Source organism: Labilibaculum euxinicum (genome assembly GCF_963678175.1).
GTDB lineage: Bacteria > Bacteroidota > Bacteroidia > Bacteroidales > Marinifilaceae > Labilibaculum > Labilibaculum euxinus.
Genome location: NZ_OY782756.1, coordinates 3,770,809 through 3,797,238 on the forward strand (window position 1 = coordinate 3,770,809; position 26,430 = coordinate 3,797,238).

The 26,430-nt window shown below is 35.7% G+C and carries 25 protein-coding genes; 18 read left to right on the plus strand and 7 right to left on the minus strand.

From position 1 onward, the window contains the following. Positions 1–382: 382 nt before the first annotated feature. The 8 genes from dnaA to ACY0M5_RS15105 all read left to right on the plus strand — a co-directional run bounded on the left by dnaA (position 383) and on the right by ACY0M5_RS15105 (position 8,318). The gene (dnaA, locus tag ACY0M5_RS15070) at positions 383–1,813 is read left to right on the plus strand and encodes a chromosomal replication initiator protein DnaA (RefSeq protein WP_124992786.1); all 1,431 of its coding nucleotides are present in this window, start codon (positions 383–385) and stop codon (positions 1,811–1,813) included. 108 nt (positions 1,814–1,921) lie between these two features. Next, on the plus strand, positions 1,922–2,782 hold the full coding sequence (locus ACY0M5_RS15075; protein WP_461629706.1) for an EamA family transporter: 861 nt from the start codon (positions 1,922–1,924) through the stop codon (positions 2,780–2,782). A 25-nt stretch (positions 2,783–2,807) separates the two neighbouring features. Beyond that, positions 2,808–3,419 carry an IMPACT family protein gene (locus ACY0M5_RS15080; RefSeq protein WP_156195968.1) on the plus strand — a complete coding sequence of 204 codons (612 nt, stop codon included), beginning with the start codon at positions 2,808–2,810 and terminating at the stop codon, positions 3,417–3,419. 386 nt (positions 3,420–3,805) lie between these two features. Next, on the plus strand, positions 3,806–4,711 hold the full coding sequence (pyrB, locus tag ACY0M5_RS15085; RefSeq protein ID WP_124992783.1) for an aspartate carbamoyltransferase: 906 nt from the start codon (positions 3,806–3,808) through the stop codon (positions 4,709–4,711). 32 nt (positions 4,712–4,743) lie between these two features. Beyond that, complete coding sequence (pyrI, locus tag ACY0M5_RS15090) at positions 4,744–5,202, plus strand: aspartate carbamoyltransferase regulatory subunit (protein WP_101307913.1); 459 nt, start codon at positions 4,744–4,746, stop codon at positions 5,200–5,202. 133 nt (positions 5,203–5,335) lie between these two features. Next, the gene (locus tag ACY0M5_RS15095) at positions 5,336–5,995 is read left to right on the plus strand and encodes a hypothetical protein (protein WP_124992782.1); all 660 of its coding nucleotides are present in this window, start codon (positions 5,336–5,338) and stop codon (positions 5,993–5,995) included. 385 nt (positions 5,996–6,380) lie between these two features. Beyond that, entirely contained in the window at positions 6,381–7,868 is a 1,488-nt protein-coding gene (locus tag ACY0M5_RS15100) for a dihydrolipoyl dehydrogenase family protein (RefSeq protein ID WP_461629707.1), read from the plus strand. A gap of 135 nt (positions 7,869–8,003) precedes the next feature. Further along, on the plus strand, positions 8,004–8,318 hold the full coding sequence (locus ACY0M5_RS15105) for a hypothetical protein (RefSeq protein WP_156195965.1): 315 nt from the start codon (positions 8,004–8,006) through the stop codon (positions 8,316–8,318). 64 nt (positions 8,319–8,382) lie between these two features. Here ACY0M5_RS15105 and ACY0M5_RS15110 read toward each other — a convergent pair whose 3' ends face one another. The 4 genes from ACY0M5_RS15110 to ACY0M5_RS15125 all read right to left on the minus strand — a co-directional run bounded on the left by ACY0M5_RS15110 (position 8,383) and on the right by ACY0M5_RS15125 (position 10,620). Continuing rightward, the gene (locus ACY0M5_RS15110) at positions 8,383–9,048 is read right to left on the minus strand and encodes a hypothetical protein (RefSeq protein WP_461629708.1); all 666 of its coding nucleotides are present in this window, start codon (positions 9,046–9,048) and stop codon (positions 8,383–8,385) included. Continuing rightward, positions 9,041–9,556: an RNA polymerase sigma factor gene (locus ACY0M5_RS15115; RefSeq protein WP_124992778.1), complete on the minus strand. Its 516-nt coding sequence runs from the start codon at positions 9,554–9,556 to the stop codon at positions 9,041–9,043. The genes ACY0M5_RS15110 and ACY0M5_RS15115 overlap by 8 nt, the downstream gene beginning before the upstream one ends. Before the next feature lie 139 nt (positions 9,557–9,695). Next, positions 9,696–10,211 carry a hypothetical protein gene (locus ACY0M5_RS15120; RefSeq protein WP_461629709.1) on the minus strand — a complete coding sequence of 172 codons (516 nt, stop codon included), beginning with the start codon at positions 10,209–10,211 and terminating at the stop codon, positions 9,696–9,698. Between the two features lie 49 nt (positions 10,212–10,260). Then, positions 10,261–10,620 carry a hypothetical protein gene (locus ACY0M5_RS15125; protein WP_101307921.1) on the minus strand — a complete coding sequence of 120 codons (360 nt, stop codon included), beginning with the start codon at positions 10,618–10,620 and terminating at the stop codon, positions 10,261–10,263. A gap of 327 nt (positions 10,621–10,947) precedes the next feature. On the opposite strand from ACY0M5_RS15125, the gene ACY0M5_RS15130 reads away from it, so the two are divergent. The 5 genes from ACY0M5_RS15130 to ACY0M5_RS15150 all read left to right on the plus strand — a co-directional run bounded on the left by ACY0M5_RS15130 (position 10,948) and on the right by ACY0M5_RS15150 (position 18,201). Continuing rightward, the gene (locus tag ACY0M5_RS15130) at positions 10,948–13,308 is read left to right on the plus strand and encodes a TonB-dependent receptor (protein ID WP_461629710.1); all 2,361 of its coding nucleotides are present in this window, start codon (positions 10,948–10,950) and stop codon (positions 13,306–13,308) included. A gap of 149 nt (positions 13,309–13,457) precedes the next feature. Then, positions 13,458–14,033, plus strand: a complete 576-nt coding sequence (locus ACY0M5_RS15135) for an RNA polymerase sigma-70 factor (protein WP_461629711.1) — start codon at positions 13,458–13,460, stop codon at positions 14,031–14,033. Positions 14,034–14,118: 85 nt separating this feature from the next. After that, entirely contained in the window at positions 14,119–15,144 is a 1,026-nt protein-coding gene (locus ACY0M5_RS15140) for a FecR family protein (protein ID WP_461629712.1), read from the plus strand. Further along, complete coding sequence (locus tag ACY0M5_RS15145) at positions 15,137–16,987, plus strand: carboxypeptidase-like regulatory domain-containing protein (protein ID WP_461629713.1); 1,851 nt, start codon at positions 15,137–15,139, stop codon at positions 16,985–16,987. Before ACY0M5_RS15140 ends, ACY0M5_RS15145 begins: the two co-directional genes overlap by 8 nt. Positions 16,988–17,151: 164 nt before the next feature. Next, complete coding sequence (locus ACY0M5_RS15150) at positions 17,152–18,201, plus strand: LA_2272 family surface repeat-containing protein (RefSeq protein ID WP_461629714.1); 1,050 nt, start codon at positions 17,152–17,154, stop codon at positions 18,199–18,201. 57 nt (positions 18,202–18,258) lie between these two features. Here the strand turns inward: ACY0M5_RS15150 and ovoA are convergent, their stop codons facing one another. Beyond that, positions 18,259–20,394 carry a 5-histidylcysteine sulfoxide synthase gene (gene ovoA / locus ACY0M5_RS15155; RefSeq protein ID WP_124992771.1) on the minus strand — a complete coding sequence of 712 codons (2,136 nt, stop codon included), beginning with the start codon at positions 20,392–20,394 and terminating at the stop codon, positions 18,259–18,261. A gap of 165 nt (positions 20,395–20,559) precedes the next feature. On the opposite strand from ovoA, the gene ACY0M5_RS15160 reads away from it, so the two are divergent. Continuing rightward, on the plus strand, positions 20,560–20,802 hold the full coding sequence (locus tag ACY0M5_RS15160; protein WP_101307928.1) for a GlsB/YeaQ/YmgE family stress response membrane protein: 243 nt from the start codon (positions 20,560–20,562) through the stop codon (positions 20,800–20,802). Between the two features lie 69 nt (positions 20,803–20,871). Here ACY0M5_RS15160 and ACY0M5_RS15165 read toward each other — a convergent pair whose 3' ends face one another. Then, entirely contained in the window at positions 20,872–21,189 is a 318-nt protein-coding gene (locus tag ACY0M5_RS15165) for an antibiotic biosynthesis monooxygenase family protein (RefSeq protein ID WP_124992770.1), read from the minus strand. Next, a complete protein-coding gene (locus ACY0M5_RS15170) occupies positions 21,186–22,133 on the minus strand; it encodes a LysR substrate-binding domain-containing protein (RefSeq protein ID WP_461629715.1) in 948 nt (315 codons plus the stop codon). Before ACY0M5_RS15170 ends, ACY0M5_RS15165 begins: the two co-directional genes overlap by 4 nt. Positions 22,134–22,353: 220 nt before the next feature. Here ACY0M5_RS15170 and mtnN point away from each other — a divergent pair, with 220 nt between their 5' ends. The 4 genes from mtnN to ACY0M5_RS15190 all read left to right on the plus strand — a co-directional run bounded on the left by mtnN (position 22,354) and on the right by ACY0M5_RS15190 (position 26,408). After that, positions 22,354–23,058: a 5'-methylthioadenosine/S-adenosylhomocysteine nucleosidase gene (gene mtnN, locus ACY0M5_RS15175; RefSeq protein ID WP_461629716.1), complete on the plus strand. Its 705-nt coding sequence runs from the start codon at positions 22,354–22,356 to the stop codon at positions 23,056–23,058. A gap of 11 nt (positions 23,059–23,069) precedes the next feature. Continuing rightward, on the plus strand, positions 23,070–23,549 hold the full coding sequence (locus ACY0M5_RS15180) for an S-ribosylhomocysteine lyase (RefSeq protein ID WP_101307932.1): 480 nt from the start codon (positions 23,070–23,072) through the stop codon (positions 23,547–23,549). Positions 23,550–23,655: 106 nt separating this feature from the next. Then, complete coding sequence (locus tag ACY0M5_RS15185) at positions 23,656–24,105, plus strand: hypothetical protein (RefSeq protein ID WP_156195953.1); 450 nt, start codon at positions 23,656–23,658, stop codon at positions 24,103–24,105. 188 nt (positions 24,106–24,293) lie between these two features. Continuing rightward, positions 24,294–26,408, plus strand: a complete 2,115-nt coding sequence (locus ACY0M5_RS15190) for a M3 family metallopeptidase (protein WP_461629717.1) — start codon at positions 24,294–24,296, stop codon at positions 26,406–26,408. Positions 26,409–26,430: the final 22 nt, after the last annotated feature.

Sequence of the window (26,430 nt, forward strand, 5' to 3'; positions counted from 1 at the left end):
TTAAAGGCTGAAATTATAGTAAATCAAAACGTCTTAAACAACTGAAGCCCTACCTTGTAAGATCAGTTTAATAACCTATTTAACGCACGGTAGGTTATGTTTACAATGGATTGATTATAGATTGTATAATAAAGACCTTAAAGTATCGTATTCGGAAATGGCTAACAACCAGAAAGTTAAACAAAATCAAAGCTTAACATACTGACTAACTGTAATTTAAATAATTTCTTTTTTTTTACGATTCTGTATCCCTTGTTTTATATAGAGTAATAAATGTTTTTAAAAAGTCAATAGCTAAATAATTTTTTTTTCATTTTTTTTTTGACAATCTTGCATAAGCAAAATTTAGCACACCCTACATTTTTAAAACACTGACACAGAAATGAATAATCATCACCTCCAGGTTTGGAATAATTGCTTGGCTGTAATAAAGGACAACGTGCCCCCGATAAGTTACAAAACATGGTTCGAACCAATCGTACCATTAAACTTGGAGAACCAAATCCTGACATTGCAAGTACCAAGCCATTTTTTCTACGAATATTTGGAGGAGCAATACATTGATATCCTAAGAAAAACACTGCGAAAAGAAATTGGCAACAGTGCTAAATTGGAATACAATGTTGTGATGGAAAATAATCACATTGCAAATTCTAAACCTTTTTCTGTTGTAGTTCCCGGGAATAATGGCTCAAACACAAAAAATCGTCCGGTTAGTATGCCTTCTGATAAGGAAGAACTAACCATTCGAAATCCGTTTGTTATTCCTGGAATTAAGAAATTGCACATTGATTCACAATTAAATCCTGATTATTCATTTGCAAACTTTATTGAAGGTGATTGCAATAGACTGGCAAGATCAGCAGGTGTGGCTGTTTCTGAAAATCCGGGAGGTACAGCTTTTAATCCGTTGGTATTGTATGGTGATTCCGGTTTGGGAAAAACCCACCTTGCTCAGGCAATCGGAATAAAAACAAAAGAATTGTATCAGGATAAAACAGTATTGTATGTAAGTGCAAACAAATTCCAAACACAATTTACTGAAGCAATCAGAAATAATAATAAGAATGACTTTCTTCATTTTTATCAAATGATTGATGTTTTAATTATAGATGATATTCAGGAGTTAGCAGGGAAAGAAAAAACGCAAAATACATTTTTCCATATATTTAATCACCTTCATCAATCGGGCAAGCAGTTAATTCTTACTTCTGATAAAGCTCCTATTGAGCTGAAGGGAATGGAGAATCGTTTGCTTTCCAGATTTAAATGGGGACTTTCGGCAGATCTTCAGAATCCTGATTACGAAACCAGAGTTCGAATTTTACATCAGAAAGCATATAAAGATGGTATTGTACTTGATAACGAAGTGATTGAATACATTGCAAGTCATGTAACCAATAATGTTAGAGAACTGGAAGGAGCATTAATTTCGTTATTAGCTCAGTCTACCTTAAATAAAAAAGAGCTTAATCTTGAACTAGCCATTACTATTATTGACAGGTTGGTGAAAAATACCAAGCGCGAGCTTTCCATTGATTACATTCAAAAAGTAGTGTGTGACCATTTTTCATTGCCAATTGATGTATTGCAGGTAAAAACGAGAAAAAGAGAAATTGTACAGGCCAGACAAATAGCAATGTACTTCTCGAAAACACTAACAAAAGCATCTTTAGCTTCCATAGGATCTCAAATTGGGAAAAAAGATCATGCTACAGTGTTACATGCCTGCAAAACAGTAAACAATTTGATTGATACTGACAGAGGTTTCAAAACTCAAATTGACGAAATTGACAAGAAATTAAAAATGTAATTTTATTACTAATTATTATATTACTACCCTAAAAGCAGATTCATTTTGAATCTGCTTTTCTAATTTTAGGTAAGGTATTTTTCATTACTTTGCGCAAAAATTAAGTCTATGCTCAATCTATTATTTGCAATTCTTACTTCCACAGGAATATTTATCACCTTTAAATATCTGGAAAAATTCAAAATTGATATTCTTCCCGCCATTATCATCAACTACCTAATTGCCTCTTTATGCGGATATTTCCTAACAAATACCACATTCAATTTCAGTAGAATTATTCTACAAGATTGGTTCAGCATATCCATATTAATTGGTATTCTTTTTATCATCGTATTCTTTATCATTGGCCGATCTACGCAAAAAGCAGGTATATCAGTAACTACATTAGCTAGTAAAATGTCCTTTGTTCTCCCCCTTCTTTTTTCCATCATGTACTATCAGGAAGTCATAACCGGTAAAAAGATTTTTGGGATAATAATTGCAGTTAGTGCAGTATTATTCAGTATTTATAAAGAACGGGGAGATAAAATAAACCGCAGGTATATTTGGTTGCCAATACTTCTTTTTTTTGGAGCCGGAACTGTTGATTCACTAGTTAAATATGCACAACAGGAATACTTAAATTCTGGTGGAACAGAAGAGTTTTCGACACTGCTTTTTGCGATTGCAAGTGTTGCAGGGGTGATTACTTTGCTTATCCGAAAAGATAAATTGCGTGACCTGTTTCAGCCTAAAGTATTAGTTGGCGGGAGTATTTTAGGGCTTGTGAATTTTGGCTCTCTTTATTTCCTGATTGCTTCATTAAACAATTCAGGATTCGAGAGCTCAGTGGTTTTCAGTATTGTAAATATAGGAATTGTAGCTTGTTCTGTATTTATTGGCTTGAGTATTTTCAGAGAAAAACTGAACAAAGTAAATATATTGGGAATACTGCTGGCATTTATTGCTATTTTTATCCTAACAAATTAATTCAACAAGTATTTTTGAATAAAAAATGAGCAGCGATACTTACAAAACAATCAATCCGGCATCCGAAGGACTATACAAAGAAAAGGGAAGTAAATTCATTGCATATGCTTACCCTGTAACCAACGAAGAGGAGATTAAAGAGTACATAGCCAATCTAAAAAAAGAATACTACGATGCCCGCCATCATTGCTATGCATATATGCTTGGCGCTGACAAATCTGAATACAGGGCGAATGATGATGGCGAACCTTCATCTACAGCAGGGAAACCCATTTTGGGACAAATACTCTCGAATGATATTACCAATATACTCATCGTAGTTATTCGTTACTTTGGCGGAACTAAACTAGGTGTAAGTGGTTTAATACATGCTTACAAAACAGCTGCTGCCGATGCAATTGCCAATACCGAAATTATTGAAAAGACTGTAAATGATATTTACGATGTTAATTTCGATTATCTGGTTATGAATGATGTAATGAAAATTATTAAAGATGATCAACCGGAACAGTTGGGGCAAGATTTCAACCTAACCTGCCGAATCACTTTAAGTATCCGCCAAAGCGAGGTCAATAAGATCATCGAAAAATTTTCTAAAATTGATAGTGTGAAAACAGAATTCGTCAAAACCATTTAGTTAATTCGATATCAACATTCTATGCAAACGCATTTCCCTGCTTATTTTTCGCTCAAAAAAAATGTTAATAATTAATCGATTTCTGATTTGATTTTCAGAATAATTTATGCCTATATTTGTAATCTAGAATGGAGATACAACTAATTCAATCTGGAACTGCAAATAATACCAAAAGAAGTAAAGACCTTTACTCCTTCTTACACATTTTCCATTATTTATTTCGAAGCAAACACGATTTGAGGATTAATTCCCGATTTGGCTATTTGGATAATCCTTTTCAAGAATATTTATCAAAAAACCCAACATTACTATCAATTTTAGTAATTGTTGGTTTTTTTTTGTGCAAAAAAAACAATCATATTATAAACACACTTAATTTTTAATCAATGGATAACAAAAGTTTAGTATCGATCGACGACTACACAAAAGAAGAAATTCTGGAAGTATTAGCAAGAGCTGCTGAGTTCGAAAAAAATCCTAACTGCAGCTTATTAGAGGGGAAAGTTGTTGCTTCATTGTTTTTTGAGCCATCAACCCGCACTCGCTTAAGCTTCGAAACTGCAATTAATCGCATGGGTGGAAGAATTGTTGGATTCACCGATTCTTCGTCATCAAGCGTTACTAAAGGGGAAACTTTAAAGGATACCACTAAAATGGTGAGTAACTATTGCGACCTGATTGTTATGCGTCACCCAATTGAAGGTTCTGCACGCTATGCTTCAGAAGTATCTGATGTTCCGATAATTAACGCCGGCGATGGTGCCAACCAGCATCCAACTCAAACAATGCTCGATCTTTATTCCATTATGAAAACACAGGGAACACTTGAAAACCTGAATATTTTTATGGTTGGTGACCTTAAATACGGTCGTACTGTTCATTCTCTGTTAATGGCACTTTCTCACTTCAATCCTACCTTCCATTTTATTGCTCCTCCCGAATTGGAAATTCCACGCGGGTACAAAATTTTCATGGAAAAAAATAATATCAAATATTTCGAACATACCGAATTTAATGATATTATTAACGATGCTGATATTTTGTATATGACCCGTGTTCAAAAAGAACGTTTTGCGGATCCTTTGGAATATGAAAAAGTAAAGAATGTGTACATCCTTAAGAATGATATGCTTAGCAACACGAAGGATAACATGAGAATTCTTCACCCGCTTCCAAGAGTAAATGAAATAGCTGTGGATGTTGACACCAATCCAAAAGCCTACTATTTTGAACAAGCTTTAAACGGTGTTTATGCCCGACAAGCTATCATCGCAAAAGCTCTTAATCTATAAATTCATACTCACGAATAAAAGCACATCATCATATGAACACAAAGAAAGAATTGCAAGTAAGCGCTATTGAAAACGGAACTGTTATCGATCACATTCCTGCTGAATATCTTTTTCAGGTAATTACAATTTTAGGATTGGACAAAAGTAAAAATTCAGTGACTTTTGGAAACAATTTGGAAAGTAAACTATTGGGAAAGAAAGCCATCATCAAAATTTCCGACAAATTTTTTGAAGATGAAGAAATCAATAAAATCTCACTAATTGCTCCGCATGCCAAACTAAATATCATTCGTGATTACAAAGTTGCAGAAAAGAAAATTGTAGAATCGCCTGAAAAAGTTATTGGTATTGCTAAATGCATGAATCCAAAATGCATTACAAATGTGGAAGCTGTGACCACTCGCTTTAAAGTGATAAATAATTCTCCTATTACCCTAAAATGCCACTATTGTGAGAAAATAACAGATCACAAAAACATAGAAATTGTATAATTTGCATTTCATTGTCCATCATATAAAAAGAAGTCCGTTTGGGCTTCTTTTTTTGTAGAATAAATATTCAGCCCCCATTGATAAAAGGATAATTGCTACCTTTATATCCTCTAAAAAATAAATATCCCATAACATGACATCTTCAGAAGAACAGCTTCGAAAGCTAATATTACAAGCTATTGAGAAAGGGCAAAACGGAAAAATAAGGGCTTGTAATAAAGACTTGAATGCCATTTATTTGATTCTTAAAAAAGATCCTTTCTTACTTTGGGATGATACTGCCATTTCCCAATTGGGAAAGGCAATTATAATGATGCTTCATTTTGATTTGATTGACGATGAAGAACAAAATATTGGACTGGCTCATCTCTCCTATCTGTTTATTACCAGAGGAATTGAAAAAGAAGAAAATTTAGCTCCTGAAGAAGATCCGGCAGAACTTTTCCGATTAAGAAAAGATCGTGTTATTCTGATGAAAAGTTGTGATGATTCGTTTGTTGATAGTTTGCAGGAATTCTATTTTGCGGATAGCAAAGCCAAGGATTTGGATGAATATAACGATCAGAGAAAGGCAGTATTAAGTCGTCTGCCCTATCTTATATTTGCTGACATACATTTAATTGAACAGGAATACCAAAACCTTAGAGATGATGCATACTTACTTGAAACAGCAAATTTTATTGAGTATGAAAACGAGATGAGTGACGAGAACTTACAGGAAGGACTTTTACTGCACAAAATTTTGTATAAACATACTTATCAGAAGTTGAAAAATGGAGAATTGAATTACTAACAACTCCTTAAAAATTAAAGGATTATTATATGTTATTTGAATACTTTTTACCTTAAAAATTTATTCCTTTACACTTGAATTTTTGTTACTTGTGACTCTAAACAAACAGGATTGTGTGAGGGATAGCAGCGGTATCCTTTTTTGAGGAACGAAAAAAAGATTTAGCGAATAGCCCGACCCGAAGGGATACACCCAAACAAAAGAAAAAGACTTTTCCATCCGTAAAACATATAAAAGTTTATGGGTTTGCACTTTTATTTATATCTTTCTACCTGATTTCGCGGGAAACACAAAAATGGCTGTAATTCTTCCTTTTACGAGTATATTTTACCGAAGCATAACACGCCTGCAATTCAGCGAATTAGAACAATAAATAATAGTTTTTATGGATATAGAAAAATACGACCTTGTTGTCTTGGGAAGTGGACCGGCAGGTTTCTCGGCAGCAATGCGTGCCATCGATTTTAAAAAATCGGTTTGTATCATCGAGGCAAGTCATTTAGGAGGTGCCGGTATTATGAATGGTGCTTTAACTTCAAAGGCAATGTGGGAATTATCGAGAGATTTTTCAATAGCGTCGTCGGTAATGAGAGGTTATCGTGCATCGGGTTTAAATGTTGACTACAAAAAGGTTCAGCAAACCATTATACAGGCTGCGAAGCAAAAACAGCTGCAAATGCTGTCGCAAATTGAGACTTACTCGAAACCTTCGGAGATTTACGGAAATATTACCTTAAAATACGGCTGGGGAAAATTTATAGATTCACATACGGTTGAGGTAATTTCCAATGACAAAATAGAGCAGATTAAAGGCGATAATTTTATTATTGCGACAGGTTCCCGCCCCAGACCAATGCCAGATGTTGAGATTGATAATGAGCGAATTATTGACTCGGAAGGCATAATGGATTTAAAAGAATTTCCGGAACGAATGATTATTATTGGCTCGGGAATTATTGGTTGTGAATATGCCACTATTTTTTCCAATTACAACCAAACGGAAGTTCACTTATTGGACCGACAGCATAAGGTAATTCCTTATGAAGATGATGATTTGAGTAGTTTTGTTGGGAAAAATTTAGAAAGCAATGGTGTAATTATACACCATACAGCCAACTTAAGAACGATTCGAAAACGTCCGGATTTTTTAGAAGTTGTACTGGATTATCAAGATGGACATTCGACAGTAATAGAGGTAGATGTGGCTATTGTAGCTATTGGAAGAATGCCGAACCTGAATAATATTGGACTGGAAAATGTTGGAATCAACACTACAAATCGTGGTTATCTTGATATTAATGAAGTTTGTGCCACAGACAATTTTCAATCGTGCAACATTTTTGCTGCAGGTGATGTATCGGGGCATGCACAATTGTATTCGGTTGCCGAGCTACAGGGCAGATATATTGTTGAAGCTTTGTATGGCAATTCAGAATATCCGTTGGACTACTCAAATATGTCGACCTTAATGTTCTTTAAACCTGAAGTTGCGGCTGTTGGTTTGAATGAGAAAGCCTGCCGAAAATGTGGTATTCCATACAAAGTTGCAACCTATTCAAACTCATTGGTAAACCGTGCGATTGCCATGCGCGCTACCGATGGTTTTGTGAAAATTATTGTAAGCGATGATGGTAAGGATCGAATATTGGGTATGCGTGCTGCAGGGCCGCAGGCTTCTACCCTAATCACATCCATTGCATACCAGATTACACAAAAAGGAACTTTGAAAGACATTCGGCAAAACGTTCATCCACACCCAAGTATTAGTGAGGGAATTCAGGAATGTTTGCGCGTTTTTGAAGGAAAATCAATTTATAAACCCAAAGCCTTTCCCGATTTAATTAAATTGGAGAGTTGGAAACCTGAAAATTAATAGAAAAAGGCGCAATTTGAATTGCGCTTTTTTTTGCACTATTCAACTTTCCTCATTCGTGCTAAAAAATGTTTTGATATAAATCCCTGAAGATTTCGTAACTTTTAGTAACCCAAAATCTTAAAACAAACAGCTATGAACTCAACAGAAATGATGAACATTATAATGAATGGTGATTGGCGAAATACAGAAACAAATGATGTCTGCTCTTTTTCCTGGTCGGATTCGGATCATTCAATAACGATGAAATACATTTCGGGAGACAAGACCGGACGCAAAGATTCCCATCAATTTGTAAAATTATATCATAACGCTGAGTACCTGAAGAATTGCAATCTACTGCGGTATCAGAGTAATTTGTTTACCAGTGAATTTACACTTGAATCGGAAAATGGTCCGCTATTGGTGGTTTCGAATGTTTTTGGAAAAATGACACTAATCCGGCAATAATAAAAAAACAGAAAAACCATCTTACAAGAACATACAAGATGGTTTGGTGCTATTCGATATGCTGTTAGTTTTCTATTTCTTTTATAAGCTCGAGAGCATTATCATGAATAGGCTTATACTTTGATACCCAAAGGAGATACCCAGCTACAAACGATATTACAAAAATAAATATTAACATTCCTGTTACCATAAATACAATTATCATTGGAAATTCATTTACAGTTTTAGCAAGCATTTTAAACCAATGCTCTCCACTAAACAGAAACTGCCTCGCTTCTACCAAATAAGTACTCAAATTTAGATCTGAACTAAAGAACTCCTTAGTTGCTAAAAATGTTTTTTCGCTAAGACCTAAACCTATGGCTAAGAAAAGAATTGGGGGAATACTAGCTAAATCCAAGAGATGGAATGGTCTATATCTTTTTTCTGTTTTCTTTAATAAGATCAAAGTTGGTTCGGCGTACGATATTTTTTTTATCTTCTTTTGCGCATAGGCAAAAACAAACAAAAATGTAGAGAAACCCAAGGCAATAAATACGACCTTAACAACTTGAAAAAGTCCTCCCTTTTCTATTTCAAAATAGAAGATTGGAATGTAAATAATCAAAAGAACGATGTATGTTATTTTTAAAATCTTAAAGATTTTCTGAAGATTATTATCTTCTCTTTTTAATTTATCGATAAACGATCCCATACCGTTTGTATCCTGTGAAATCTTACTGTTATTCATGCTTGCCTCCTGATAATTTAGATTTTAACTGCTCTTTAATTCTATGAATCTTCACTTTTACATTGGGCTCGGTAATGCCAATAACATCAGCAATTTCCCGCATCGAAAGACCTTCGAGCATGAGCGACATCAGTGATTTATCGATTACCGACATTTGATTTAGCTCAATTTGCAGTTGATTCAACTGAGCTTCCTGCTCGAGCTTTTCCTTTGTGCCTTCATCAAACAGAAGAGAAAGATTTTCAGTATCGACATCTACAATCATCTGCATTTGTTTGAATGCTTTTCCGGTAAAACCCAAAGAAGTATTTACTGCAATCCGATAGATCCAAGTGTTGATTGATGCGTCACCCCTAAAAGAATCAAGGCTTTTCCAGATATTAACCAAAATATCCTGATACATATCTTTCCTATCCTCGTGATTGGGACTGTAATAGCTGCAAATCCGCCTAATTCTTTCGCCATTATCCGTGACAATATCATTAAACTTATTTTCCTTATTCACCATATTTATAGTTTGTGTACATATAGTTAGTTGGCAAGCATAACTATTAGTTACATTTTTCGAATATCTTTTTTTTTAAAATTTACTGTAATTATTACCCAACTGAGAAAACCTATTCCATTTCAAAGATTTGCTTGAGGTTTTAACGCTGAACTACCTCAGCAACAATTGCAGCAGGATCTTCCAATATTGCTTGCTCTGCGCGATTCAATTCCAATTCCCGCATCAGTTTCTCTTTAGTTGGGTAATAAGTTGCGAACAGCAGCATAATCATAACAGCAAAACCCAGCAAAAGCAATTCGCCGGTGAGTAAATAGGTAATAATGGCGCAGAAAGCCGTTCCTTCGAGCATCGCATATTTGATAATGTTGATTGCCCGATAAGATTCCATTTTAGTTTTTAATTCAGTCTCCTCTTTTGCCAGCTTTAATTTTTTGTTTGAAACTAAGTTGCCAACACTGTAGGTCACAAGAAAAAACAAGGGTATCATAATCATGAACATAGTGCGCAGCACTTCATCGCCGGCCACAACTGCTCCTTGTGTTTGATTGATAAAAACGGCAAAGGATGCGAAAAACACCTGACCAGTTAATAAGGCAGCATGAATAAGGATACTGTTGCGTTGGTACTGCTGAAAGTTTTGTTTTGTTTTACTCATATTGGTTTGAGATTTTTCTTTTTGATAGATACTATTTCTTAGATAAAACTTACTTTGAATTCATATAAACAGTAACCGATTTTGAGTTCAGTAAAACCAAAAGTACAATCAGTGTGATGAATAATACTGTATATGCCATAGCGTAATTCAGGCCCATTGCAAAAGCCATGAATATTGTGGCAAACAAAATAAATCCTGTTAGAATTCCTGCAATGTGCCGAACAAATTTCCATTTTGCAAGCAAGCCAATGGCCAGAATAATACTTAAACCACCCATTATTTTAAAATGCCCGGTTTCTGACACAAAATATTCTTTGTACAAATCGGTTACAATAGGTATTGCAATAAGAATAATGGCAGCACAAAGTGTTGCTTTAAATCCTTTTTGCTGGTAAAATTTTAAATTCATAAAATTGTAATTTTCGTTTCGTATTTATCTGAAATAGATCATTTATCTGTTTCAATTCCCGAATCTACAAAACAGAAATTAGCTAACAAAACATTTATATCGAAAAATTTAAACCTACTTTATAACATAAAAAGACTACTTTATCTTATTCTATTAAACCGTGGCTACATTACCAATAAAAAAAGGAGGGTGTCATTAAAATCACCTGAAAAGGATCTCAAAAAAACTTTTTGCATTAAAATCATTTTTTCCGTTTCGCAGTAGGGGTATTTCTTTCTTCAATTGTCTTCCTGATGATTTTAAGAATAATAATGCCAAATAAAAATCATGAAAGTAAGAAATTACCTGTTAATGTTACTGTTGATTCTTGCATGGAATCAGGAATCCAAAGCACAATCAAATAGTAAACTGTACTCCCAGACCATTCGGGGAACCATCATCGATCATGAAACCAAACAAGGACTTATTGGAGCTAATATTGTGATTCTAAATTCCAATCCATTTAAGGGAACGGCGAGTGACATGGATGGCAATTTCATTTTAAAGCAGGTCTCTATTGGCCGAATTTCCATACACATTAGCTGTTTAGGCTACGAAGCAAAAACCATCGCAAATATTGAAATAGGTTCAGCTAAAGAAGTTGTTCTGAAAATTGAATTAATCGAATCGCTTACACATATCGAAGAGGTAACAGTTCATCCGAAAACAGCCAAACACGAAACTTTGAATAAAATGGCTACTGTAAGTGGTCAGGCTTTCACCGTTGAAGAAACCAGCAGGTATTCGGGATCTTTGAACGACCCTGCCCGTATGGTATCAGGTTATGCCGGTGTTTCGGGCGACGGTGAGGGCTCAAATGAAATTATTGTACGAGGCAACTCTCCCAAGGGAATTCAATGGCGAATGGAAGGAATAGAAATACCAAATCCAAATCATTTTGCCGACGAAGGATCAACCGGAGGTGCAATTAATGCATTAAACAGCAGCATGCTGAGCAATTCCGATTTCTTCACGGGTGCCTTCACTGCAGAATACGGAAATGCCTATTCCGGAATATTCGATATTAATTTACGTTCGGGAAATAATGCCAAACACGAACAGGCCTTTGGATTTAGCACTTATGGTATCGATTTTACTGTTGAAGGTCCTCTAAAAAAGAATTACTCCGGCTCCTATTTAGCCAACTATCGCTATTCTTCACTTGAACTGTTGGATAATATCGGATTGGTAGATTTCGATGGTGTTCCCAAATATCAGGATGGATCGTTTAAAATTGTACTCCCTACCCAAAAAGCTGGTAAATTTACTCTATTTGGTCTTTTGGGAAAAAGCAACATCCTGGCTAAGGAAGAGAATGATGAGGAAACGATTACTCTTGGGGAATACAATGTCAATTCAGATCTTACTGTAATTGGAATATCAAACCTTTTGCCCATTGGTAAAAAATCGTACCTGAAAAACACTTTAGCCTACTCAGCAACCAATACTCAAAATGAATCAAGAATCTTAGGTGATGACAATACTATGTTTGCTGCCTTAAATGAAAAATATCAACACAATTACTTTAAATATGTCAGCACATTCAACACAAAACTAAATGCTAAAAACAGTGTAAAGGCCGGAATTGAATACACCCGTTTGGGTTTTGACATCAAGAGTGTTAACGACTTTAAAAATACCGGAGCATTTACAACAGATGTAAATTCCGAAGGTAAGTCTCATTTATTCCAATCCTTTGTGAACTGGAAATACAGAATTACATCAGACTTCACTGTAGTAAGCGGAGTGCATGCAAGTTATTTTAAATTGAATAATGATTACACCATTGAACCAAGAGTTGGATTGAAGTATCAGTTTTTATCCAACCAATCATTTTCCTTTGGCTTTGGTATGCATAGCAAAACAGAGAGTCTGTCCACCTATTTCGTTCAATTGCATGATAATGAAGACAATACCTACACGCCAAACAAAAATTTAAAAATGAGCAAAGCCATACACTATGTACTTGGCTATAACAATCAGCTGAACCACAACCTGCATTTAAAAGCAGAGGCCTATTATCAGGATTTATATGACGTAGCCGTTGAAAATGACCCAAATAGTAAAATAGTACTTCAGGACATAAAAGAGGGTTTGGCAGATTTTGATTTTGTAAACAAAGGTACTGGTAAAAACTACGGTTTGGAGTTAAGTCTGGAGCGGTTCTTCCATAACAATTTTTACTATTTGCTTACCGGATCTTTATACGAATCAAAATTTACAGCCTTGGATGGTATTGAACGCAATTCAAGATACAATGGAAATTATGCGGCCAATCTTCTTATTGGAAAAGAGTATAAAGTTGGACAAAATGATCAGAACAGAATTGGTTTAAATGGAAAAATAACATTCAGAGGAGGACAATATTATACACCTGTAGATTTGATGAAAAGCCAGAAGGCTGGAGAAACGGTATATCTCGCCAATAGTGAATTCAGCAAACAAGGAGATGATCTTTTTATTCTGGATGTTTCGTTCTCCTACAAACTAAACCGCAAAAAAACCCAGCATGAATTCAAATTTGATATTAAAAATGCAAGTAATAATAAGGCCAAAATATTGGAAAGATATAATGAAGCAACTCATAAAATAGAAAATGGTGAACAACTGTCTTTATTGCCTAGTTTGCAGTATATACTTTACTTCTAAGGCTAAATAAAACAGACTAAAACAAATAAACACCACGCAAGAATCGCAAAAAACGTTCCTTGCGTGGCATTCTATTTATATATCAGACCTTTAATTAATTTACATCATAAAAAAAACATTTACCTTTGTTGCTCTTAACTAGCTTAACATTGACTACAGAAGAAACAATACGATCGGAATGTATTAACAGAACAGATTTCGAAACTTTGTTTAACGCCCATTACAGTCGTTTGTGTTCTTATGCCTATAATTTTCTGAAAGAAGAAGAAGGATCCGAAGAAGTTGTTCAGGAAGTTTTTTTTAAACTATGGATTCACCGACACGATATTCACATTGAAAGTTCAATGGAATCCTATTTATACCGTGCCGTTCGAAACTCCAGTCTAAATCTGATTAAACACATCAATATCCGGGAAAAATACAAAGAACATAACCGACAAGAAATCGAATATTCCGAACGTCTGGAAAATGATCCGATGAATGCTTCCGAATTGGAACTTAAAATCAGAAGCAGTATTGATCTGTTACCGGAACAACGAAGGAAAATATTTATTCTAAGCAGATATGAGCAACTCAAATACAAAGAAATAGCTGATAAATTGGGGATATCTGTTAAAACAGTAGAAAATCAAATGGGAAAAGCCCTGCAATTTTTGCGAAAGGAATTGACAGACTATCTCCCGTTGCTGCTTCTATTCTTCCATCATTTTTTTAACGGTGAATAGGGTTAAACACAATTACAATTGTCATACTTATAAAGAACAATACACTAAATAAAAGCAATACCCAATTAAGAGAAATTAATTGTGCATGAAAAACGATAACCTACATATTAATGATGCATTCCTTGCCAAATTCCTTTTGGGTGAAACCAACAAGGAAGAGCAAAACATGGTTATTCGTTGGCTGGAAGAAAAGGACGAAAACCGCAGACATTTAGATCAATTGGAACAAATTTGGCTGGAAAGCGGCAAATTAAATCCTCATCCAATTTCGGTTAATAAAAAATCAGCGTGGACAAAGCTATCTTCCCGGTTGGATCAGCATGAAAAAAACCTCTCTCCGTCTATTCAACGGTTTTCCCGATTTAGAATTGCTTTAATCAGCTCTGCAGCGGCATTCATTCTTATTCTTTTTGGTATTTTCAATTGGTATTCCGATGATTATAATCAAACAGAAGAATTCTTACTGACCAACACCAGCCAATCTACCATTCAGGATAGTTTACCTGATGGATCAAAAATTTATTTGAATAAGTTCGCTCACATTAGCTACCACACCTCAAAAACCAAGCAACGCATTGTAAATTTGCAAGGTGAAGCTTTCTTTACTGTGAAAAGAGACACTCTCAGACCATTTATTGTTAATGCAGGTATTGGCGGCGTTAAGGTATTGGGGACAAGCTTTCAGGTGAAGATGAAAGAAAACGGAGATATTCTTGTGGATGTGAATTCCGGTAAAGTAGAACTCTTCCGCCCAAATAAAACTCAAACCGATACCTTGCACATGATTTTAACCAATAACGAAGGAGGCTTAATTTCGAGCCAACAAGATACTATTATAAGATTGACAAGCAATTCTTCGGCTTTTTTCTGGGTTGATAAGAGATTGTCCTTCAGAAACAAACCCTTAAAAGAAGTATTCAAAGTACTTGAATCCTGTTATCAAATCACTATAAAATCAGACAATCCTGAAATAAACAATCTGTACTACTCTTCTTCATTCATTGATGAAAATGCTGAAAATGTGATTAAAGTTATCTCAAATACATTTAACTTAACTTACAGCAGGAAAGAAAACACGTTTACAATATCAGACCCGAAAAAGAATGAATAAAATTACCCTGATTCTATCAATAACAATAGCCTGTATTCTCTGCACCATGAAGATACAGGCTCAAAACTTTCTGGAAAAGAAGATCAACCTGAAAGTTACAAATCAAAGTACTGAAACAACAATGTTTATTCTAGAGAAACTAGGAGGCTTTAACTTCTCTTACGATGCAATGTTACTCGACCCAAGTAAAATGATTTCGATTAAGGGCAAGCATCAATCTCTCGAAGAAATACTGAATGAGCTTTTTAAAGGAAGATTGACCTATAAAGTGATCGGTTCGCATGTTATCTTACAATCGAAAAATAAGTCTGGTTTGAGCAATACCATGTGGATTTTATCTGGAGTGATCACAGATTCAGATGGAAACCCTCTTGAAAATGCGATTGTTTATGAGGTGAATCGTCAAGCTTCATTCATTACCAATCCTAACGGAAAATACCTGTTGCACTTAGAAGGCAATCAAAATTCTGCTATTAACTTTAGCTGCAAAGGATACAAAGACACCATTGTCTATGTTCAGGCTGGTAAAAAACAGCAGCTAAATATTGTTCTTAAACCATGGCAGGCACAAAGCATCTTTAAAACAGAACCTGCTTTTGCCCAAAACTTACATTCCAGAACCAAAGCAATTAATTGGGCCTACACCAATAAAGAGTTACAGGATATTGGTTTTGTCAACCTGATGGTGACGAACAAAGCACTCTACATCTCCAACAACCTCAATGTGAAAGAAGTACGATTTGTTCAGGTATCATTTATTCCCTCTTGGGGAACCAATCAATTAACAAATGGACTGGTTACAAACAAATTATCTATGAATATTATCGCCGGATATTCGGCAAATATTGAGGGGTTCGAAATTGGAAGCGTAGCCAATATCATCCGGCAGGAAATGAATGGGATCCAAATTTCGGGTGTTGCGAACGTAGTGGGTGAAGATGTGCATGGTGTTCAGGCTTCCGGTGTTGTCAATACAAATCTGGGAAACATGGATGGAGTTCAACTAGCCGGAGTAATTAACAGAGTAAAAGGAGATATAAAAGGCCTTCAAATGAGTGGAGCCATAAATTCTGCTGCAGCAAAATCATTGGACAGCATCCCCTACAGAGGTTGGAACGGACAAATCAGTGGAGGAATTAATCTGCATGGTGGTGAGCGAATTAATCTGCAGGTTGGTGGTGTCTACAATCAGGCAAACTCGGTAGATGGTCTTCAAATTTCGGGGGCAATTAATATGGTGAGAGGGACAACCAATGGGGTGCAAATATCTGGGATCTACAATCAAACCGACAAATTGCGGGGCATACAAATTGGCCTCATCAATTTTGCCGACACTATTGAAAATGGTTTTCCGATTGGATTGGTGAATATCATTAAAAACGGCTACCACAAATGGGAACTTTCAACCGATGAGTCGTTCTACTTTAATGTAGCCTACAAAACGGGTGGCAAAAATCTTTACAGTTTTCTAAAAATTGGAGCGGGTAAATATCTTAACGCAGCGTATGGTATTGGCTGTACAAGCAATCCCAACCGTAAATTTTCAGTCAATCTGGATGTGTCTGGTTCCTCCCTTTTTAACACTGATTCAGACTACGATGTTTTTGCCGGTGATCTGTACCGGGCTCAGCTGGGTCTTACAATTAAACTGAATAAAAACATCACCCTCAGTACTGGTCCATCTTACAATTTCTGTAGTCCGGATAAAGAACAAAATCAGATTTCAAAAATTAATTTCTCCAGTAAAAACACCATGTATTTTGGAAATTATTATCTGGATAAAGCTGTTGCAACACTTAAAAATAAATATTGGCTTGGCTGGCAATTCGGCCTTAGTTTCTAAACATTTATAATCTGATTCAACACAAAAAACATGAAAAGATATGGATGCACTTCTGCATTCTTCTTATTTTCTTTCCTAGGATCAATTTTTTGAAATTGTAAATAGGGGTATCTCCCACTACAATTGTCCTCCTTCTATAAGATCATAAAATCAAATTTATAGAAATGACAAAAGTAAGAATTGTACTAGCGTGCATGATACTGAGCTTAGTAAGCCCGGCTATTGCCCAAAACCACACAAAATATCAAGTCGGCTTTGTTTCTCCTATCGGAACCAATGGAACAAATTCAATCAACTACATCAACGATTATTCCTTTAACTTACTGATAGGGATTAATGGTGGTGTAAATAAAATGGAAGTTGGCGGCTTAGCGAATTACAACAAAGGAAAAACAACTGGATTTCAACTTGCCGGAGTTACTAATGTTACCAGAAACAAAGCAGATGGTTGTATAATTGCCGGAGTCGCTAACTTGATAATTGATGATGCAAAAGGATTTCAGCTTTCTGGTGTAAGCAATATTAATTCCAGGAATTCAAATGGAGTAATGATATCCGGTGTTGCCAATATCACAAAAGAAAATGCCAAGGGATTTCAGTTGTCCACGGCAAACATCACCAAAAACAAATTAAATGGTGTGCAAATAGGAACTTTCAACTATGCAAAAATCCTAAAAGGAAGTCAAATAGGTGTTTTTAATCTTGTCGACAGCCTTGAAAGCGGCACACCAATAGGCCTTTTCTCTATTGTAAAAGGAGGTTATTATGCGCTTGAAATTTCTACCAATGATGTTATTCACGCTAATTTAAACTACAAAATGGGTGTTGAGCATTTCTATACCCTATTTACAGTTGGATTTGATCGATACAAGGGCAAAGATCTTTTTAAATACGGCACCGGATTTGGAAGTTTACTCCCCATTGGTCAAAGATACAAGTTATCCATTGAAGCAACATCAAACCAATTGGTATACGATAACGACTGGAGTGAATTAAATCTTTTAAACAGCTTGCAAACCAATTTTCATTTTCACTTTACTCCTCAATGTTCCCTCTTTGCCGGCCCTACCCTTAATGCTTACATAACCAATAAGAAAGTTGGTGAACAATATGGAACAATAGACATTCCCCACACGATCTACGATCATACAAGCAGTAAAAACAAATTGTTTGTATGGATTGGTTTTAATGCTGGTGTTTCATTCCAATTTTAACCGAAACTAACAAAAAAGAACCGCAATTGTGTAATGCGGTTCTTTTGTTTTCATGAATTATTTCTTTCTCCAAACCGTCATCTGCGATATGGTATGCTGAAATTTCCGTGACGTTTCGCGAATTACAAAAGGAACATCCTTGGGCTCATCCAACAAATCGAAATGTTCCCTCAAAATGTCCTTTAAACCATCAAATGATGTAAAAGGTTCGCCATCTTTTCGGTATCCTCCTACCCATTTATCAGCCTCGGTAAATTCTTCCAGCCAAGTATAGGGCGAAGTGATAACCAAAATTCCACCATCATTAATCCGCAAATGAATCTCTTGCAGAAATTGAATTGGATCGTACAGTCTATCGATTAAATTGCCTGCAAACACCAAATCGTATCCGGTATAAATGGGTTTTAAATTGCAGGCATCTGCCTGAAAAAATTCAACTTTATCACGAACAGAATCCAAACCGCAATCATCTAATTTAATTTCCTGATAACTTGTTAGCTTCCCTTCTTCCTGTCGGATATACTTTAGTTTTCCAGTTTCTTTCAACTGAGTTCCAATGCGAATGAAACGAGCTGAAAAATCCAAACCTGTTACCTTATCAAAATATTTTGCCAACTCGAAAGTCGTTCTGCCCGTTGCACATCCTATATCCAATGCATTTCCTTTTTTCAGGTTTTTTAAGTGATCTTCGATAAAAGCAAGACAAGTTTTAGAATAATCTTTCACACCAAAATATTCCTTTCCATACTGGAATTCACAATATTGCGATACTAAACCATCCGTTTCATAGTAATCTGTTTCAATTAGCACCTCCTGATCTGATTCAATGTACCGAAAACCAGCATGTTGAAAAAAATGACGCCGAAAAGCATAACGGGAATCGCGAATGGCCAGATTTCCTGTCGATATCCAGGAACCACCTTTAATCAGATTGTGCTTGGCATCAAAAGTTGGCGTTGAAAAATCATCGTAAAACGGATGAATCTCAAAACCATCCAAACCTGAAATAGGCATCTCTGTCCATTGCCAAACATTCCCAATTACATCATAAAAACCATCGGTTTCAAATTTATCCACAGGACAGGATGAAGCGTAATGCTCCAAATTAATATTCCCGGGAGCCGTTTCCCATTCAGGTTGATCTGCTATTTTTAATGAATCTCGTAAGCGATAATACTCTGCCTCGGTTGGCAGGCGCAAAGTTTTGCCTGTCTTCGCAGATTTCCAGTTACAGAAAGCCTTTGCTTCCAGATAATTTACCTCAACAGGCCAATTCCAAGGCATTTCAATCATCTCGAGCATGGTACGAAACTTCCATACACTTCCTTCTTTCAGCCACCACAAAGGATGCTCACATTTTTTATAAGTCACCCAGCCCCAGCCTTCTTCCGTCCACCATTTTTCTGTTTTGTATCCATCATCGTCAACAAAACCCTTAAACTCCTCATTCGAAACCAAAAACTTAGATGCATGAAATGATTTAATTTTAGACTGGAATTCTCCAAACTCATTGTCCCAGCCATACAAAGCATTGTCCTTGCCTTTTCCTATTCTTACCTTTCCCGATTTCACTTTTAACAATTCATTGACCGGAGCATTTCCCCATTCCTTACAAATCTTAAACAGCAAATTGGGTTTTATCAAATGGATGGGCAACTGACGAATCAGTACCGATGATGTTTCGATATGAATTCGCTGATGCTCTATTCCCATCATTATTACCCAAAACTGACTTTCCCAATTGATAGGAATTTTCAGCGGAAGCTCTAAAATCAGCTTCTCAATCATCTTCTTTGCTTCATTACGATATGCCAGAGTTTCCTGCATCGTTGGCCATTCGTAATGTTTGTCATTCAAATCATCCCACGACATTTCGTCCACTCCCACAGCAAACATCGATTCAAATTTAGGATTTAATCTATCGGTGATGATTCCTGCCAATATCAATTTATTTACGAAAAAGGTGGCTGTATGTCCAAAATAAAAAGCCAGAGGATGGCGCAATGGATCAGCCCGGTGTAAAAATGCCTCTTGTCCGTTTAAGCAATCGTATAGGAGTTCATCCAATTCCCATGTCTTTCTAAAATAGTTGAGAATCTCTTTTCTTTTTTCTTCCGGATTCCCTTGGTTCAATATCGGTGTTTTAGTCACCAATAAATCTTGACGACTCTTTGTTTCTATCATATTTTCCATAAAATTTCAGCTTTGAATATTCCATTTTCATTGCAAAAATGAAGTTAATAATTATTCTTATCCATTCAAAAATCCATTGCAATGCAAGACAAGTAATCAATAATAAAAAGATTGTTTTTGTTTTAAGAAATTTTAGTAATTTAATAAGGCACTAATTCTCAACACATGAACTATCTTATTTTTTTACTAATTGGACTTGTAGCCGGATGGATTGCGAGCATTTTATTAAAAGGTCGTGGTTATGGCATGATAATCAACCTGATTTTAGGTGTTATTGGTTCCTTTATAGGAGGTACAATCTTTGGTATTTTTGGGATACATTTAAATGGATTCTTTGGTTTGCTTATATCTGCAACAGTAGGAGCTATTGTTCTTATTTGGGTAGTAGGCTTGTTTTCGAAGAAATAAGGCTCGTTTTACAGCATTCACCCCTAAATCCCCTTTAGGGATTTGGGTTACATTTATGAATCCGAAACACTATTTCTCGAAAAAATAATCCGATTCCACCTTACAGATTCGAACAGCATATTTTTCGTACCAATTCTCTTTGCCTCTTTCCTGAGCAATTTGATGAGCGGGATGTGCCTGCCATTTTTTAATTGCATCTAAACTCTCCCAATAAGAAACCGTTATTCCAGTCTCCTCCCTTGCTGATTCAACACCTAAAAATCCTGCTTGTCTTTTGGCCAATTCCATCATAGATTCAGCCATTTCTGAATAGCCATTATCAGCCGTTGTTTTTATTGATGAAAATATAACAGCATAATACGGTGTCCCGTTAGTTTTAGCAATCATTTTTCTATAAAATTAGTTTTTACAATTTCCTTATCTTCTCCACTAAGCATTTGCGAAGGAACACTATCTTTAATAACCTGATTAATTACATTTAACAGATTTCGTCTCACTTCTGTTTTTAATGAAACCATAGTCACCTCTCTCACCTTCTTCCTCCCTTTAATCTCCTTTATCATTTCCTCCTGCTCCGAAGGAATCATCAAAGTAGAAAGTTCCGGCAAAAAAGTAATTCCTCCTTTGTATTCAACAATTCTTCGAAGTGCATCTATATTATTGCTCTCATAAACAAAATTTCCGTTCTGATTCGATTGAATACTGCAAATATTAGTCACCTGATCCATAAAGCAATTCCCTTCTCTTAGCAACCAAACATCCAAAAAATCCAATTTACTAATGTCTATTTTATCCTGAGCAAACAACTCATGTTTATCTGACACATACAAATAAAATCGCTCGTAAAATAAGGGAGCCAAATCCAAATTACTTTTCAATTCAATTGGTGTTGAGATGATTCCACCATGAAAAGTTCCGGTTTTAATTCCCCGCAAAATATCTTCGGTAATTGCCTCCTGAATCCTTATTTTAATCCTGGGATACTTTTTATTCAACTCATCGATAAACAAAGGCACAAGAAATGGCGATAAGGTTGGAATAACGCCCAGGCAAACCTCTCCCTGAATTTCTTCAGACAATTGAATGGCAAAATCTTCAAGTTGCTTCGATTCTGTCACCAAAAGTTGTGCTTTTTCCAAAAAAGCAATTCCATTTAAGGTCGGTTCCACATTTTTGGTCGACCGATCGAAAAGAATAATACCCAACTCATCCTCTAAAGCCTGTATCTGCAAACTAACAGCCGGCTGCGATACTCCCATAGATTTGGCAACACCGATGTAACTTCCCAAACGGCCTAAGGCCAAAGCGTATTTTAATTGTTTTAAGGTCATTCAATAACTTTTTCTTATTTGAATGATGAAGTTAATTAAAAATATCAATCTCTAAACTATCAGATCAACAGTTCTATCTTCGGATAAGAGAAAAACGGATCAATAAAATTCTGATTAATACGTTTAAAACTGCATTGTTTTTTAACTTTGCCCACTTACTTAAAACAGCAATATTATCTTTGTACTCTGTACTTGATACTTACTACTTGATACACAAAAAATGAAAATAGGAATTATAGGTGCAATGGAAGTCGAAGTAGTTAAACTTCGCGATCAATTGTCCAACAGAAAAGAACAGAAAAAGGGCTCTTTTGTCTTCTATACGGGTACTTTAAACAATGTTGAAATTGTTTTGCTTCAATCGGGAATTGGAAAAGTAAATGCAGCTATCGGGGCCACTTTACTCATCGACAACTTTAAACCTGATTATATTATTAATACAGGTGCTGCGGGAGGTTTTCCCGGTGATTTAAAAGTTGGAGACATTGTAATATCCGAAGAGGTTATTCATCATGATATGGATTGCACTGTTTTTGGTTATAAAACAGGACAAGTTCCCGGAATGCCGGCAAGTTTTGCTGCCAATGAGAAATTAATTTCTTTGGCCGATAAATCGGTTCACCAATTAACCGATTTACAGACAAAAAAAGCAACTATTCTAACTGGTGATCAATTCATGAATAATGCAGAAGCAACCAACAAGATAAAAACTTTATTCCCTGCAGCCGAAGCTGTTGAAATGGAAGGTGCAGCAATTGCACAAACCTGTTACCAGTTCGATATTCCATTTGTGGTTATCCGATCTATTTCGGATATTGCAGGACAAGAGAATGCAATGGAATATCAGGAATTTGTTGAAATAGCTGCCGTAAATTCAGCCAAAATGGTGACAGAAATGGTACGTGAGTTAGGAAATCAGAAATAAAAAAAGAAAAAATGGAAAAGATACAGAGCTTTACAGTAGACCACAATAAATTGAAAAGAGGGATTTATGTATCCCGTAAGGATAAAGTTGGAGCAGAAACATTAACAAGTTTCGATATCCGAACCAAATTGCCAAATCAGGAACCGGCAATGGATATTCCGGCAATGCACACCATGGAACATTTGGGTGCTACCTTTTTAAGAAACCATAAAGAATGGGCAGACCGTACAATTTATTTTGGCCCAATGGGATGTCGAACCGGCTTTTATGCAATTTTCAACGGCGATTTGGAATCAAAAGATATCGTAAAGGTAACTCAGGAAATGTTTGATTTTATGGCTGATTTTAACGGCGAAATTCCAGGAACAAACAAGATAGAATGTGGAAATTACATGAGCCACGATTTACCTATGGCTAAATGGGAATCAAACAAATTCAAAACTGAGGTTTTAGAGCATCTAACTGACGAGAATTTGAATTATCCTGAATAAGGATTGAAAGTATACACAAAAAAAGTGACTGTTTTTCTTATTGAGAGGCAGTCTCTTTTTTTGTTCAAATTTCCTTATATTTAGTGATAATAAATAGCTCCATGCAATGAAGATTTCTGGTTCAAGGTTTCTTATTATTACAATTTTAATATTACTGATTCCCATTTATGCAAATTGGAAACTTATAGTGTATGGGGAGAAAACAGAAGGTATTGTAATAAAAATAGTAGAAGAAAATACCGGCATGTTACTCTCTTTTTATTCCGTTATTGCCTACGAAGCCAATCAAAAGCAATTTACCTTAAAAGGTCCTGAGAATGTTGAATATCCTATTGGAAAAAAATTTCAGATTCTTCACTTACAAGAAGATCCTCAAAATGCAATTATTTTCTCAATAAAAGGATTCTATTTAAATAAATTCACTTCAACTTCGTTTGTGTTATTCGTTTTATGGATCGCATTTTACTTAAGCTTCTCACCAAAGAGTGCAAACCGGGACTCAGGAAAGCAAAAAATGAATTCGAATAAAAAAAATTGCAGAAAAAAATTAGTTTAAACCTGATTTTCTATCTCCCAATATCCAAAGGATAAAACCTACCCTTATTCATTTTACATTCCAAACATTTTAATTCTAAATTGCAGCAAGTATGCTGCGAAAACTAAACAAATCATAAGGAAAACCAGTCAGATTTTACTAATTTGGCAGGCAAACATTCTATAAGTACTAATACTAAACCTAACAACGTGAAAAAGACTTTTCTTTATGTACTTGTTGCAGGTATCGGTTTAACCGCCTGCAATAGTAACAAAAGTGAGCAAAAGACTGAAAATCCGTTTTTTGCAGACTACAACACTCCTCACCAAACAGCTCCATTTGATTTAATTAAATTTGAGCACTTCGAGCCGGCTTTCATGGAAGGCATGAAGCAGGGCCGTGCAGAAATTGATGCTATTGCCAACAATACTGAAGCACCAACTTTCGAAAATACGATCGAAGCAATGGATAAAGCCGGACAATTGTTGACTAAAGTCAGCAATGTGTTTTTTAATCTTTCTGGTTCAGATACCAATGATTCCATTCAGGCTCTTTCGAAAAGATTGGCTCCTGAATTGACAAAATATGGTGCTGATATCGACCTAAACGAAAATTTGTTTAAAAGAGTTAAAGCTGTTTATGAGCAAAAAAATGCATTAAACTTAGACGTTGAAGCAAATACTCTTCTAGAGAAAACATACAAAGGATTTGTTCGTGGTGGTGCTGATTTAGATGCCGGTAAAAAAGCAAAACTTCGTGCAATCGATGAAAAATTATCATTATTAACTCTACAGTTTGGAGAGAACCAATTGGCAGAAAACAATGCATTTGTATTGCTTATTGATAATGAAGATGATTTAGCTGGTCTTCCGGAATCTGTTAAAGCAGCTGCCGCTGAAACCGCAACTGCAAAAGGAGAAGAAGGAAAATGGGCTTTCACTTTAGACAAGCCAAGTATGCTTCCTTTTCTTCAGTACGCAGATAATCGCGAATTAAGAAAAAAAATCTACATGGGTTATGTGAACCGTTGTAATAACGACAATGAGTTCGACAACAAAAAAGTATTGTCAGAAATTGCTAACCTAAGAGTAGAAAGAGCTCAATTATTTGGATTTAAGAGTCATGCAGATTATATTCTTGCCGAGAATATGGCAAAAACTCCTGAGAAAGTATTCGAATTATTGAATAAACTATGGGATGCTGCACTTCCAAATGCAAAACTGGAAGCTGCTGAAATGCAAAAAGTGATTGACAAAGAAGGTGGTAAATTCAAACTGGCATCTTACGACTGGTGGTACTATGCTGAGAAAGTAAAGAAAGCGAAATACAATTTAGATGAGTCTGAACTTCGTCCATATTTCGAAATTAACAACGTTCGCGATGGTGCTTTCGAATTGGCTCACCGCCTTTATGGAATCAATTTCATCGAAAGAAATGATATCTCAAAATATAATAAGGATGTTCAGACCTGGGAACTGCAGGAAGCAGATGGAACTCATATTGGAATATTCTATTTAGATTATTTCCCCAGAGCTTCGAAGCGTGGTGGTGCATGGATGAACAGCTTCCGCAAACAATCAGGTTGGCAAACAGAAAATGCAATCACTCCAATTATCTGCAACGTATGTAACTTTACCAAGCCTGTAGGCGATCAGCCAGCTTTGCTAAGTGTTGATGAAGTGGAAACTTTATTCCATGAATTTGGCCACGCTTTGCACGGATTCCTTTCAAGATGCAAATACAACACTCTTTCCGGTACTGCAGTATCACGCGATTTTGTTGAGCTGCCATCGCAGGTAATGGAAAACTGGTGTTTAGAGCCTGAAATGTTGGCATTGTATGCCAAACATTACCAAACCGGAGAGGTAATTCCTGTTGAATTGGTTAAAAAAGTTCAGGATGCCGGTAAATTTAATCAAGGATTTGCTACTGTTGAATACCTTGCTGCTTCGTTGTTGGATATGAAATATCATACTTTATCTGAAGTTCAGGATATCGATGTTACAAAATTTGAAGATGATTACCTGAAATCAATTGGCTTGATTCCTGAAATCTATTCAAGATATCGTTCTACTTACTTTGCTCACATTTTTAGCGGTGGATACTCTTCAGGATACTACGCTTACATCTGGGCTGGAGTATTGGATTCGGATGCTTTTCAGGCGTTCAAGGAAACTGGTTTATTCAACAAAGAAACTGCTGCAGCTTTCCGTAATAACGTCCTAGCCAAAGGTGGTACTGAAGATCCAATGAAATTGTATAAACGATTCAGAGGTGCTGAACCAAATATTGATGCTTTATTAATCAAACGCGGTTTAAAATAATTTATAAATTCTTGACTAAAGG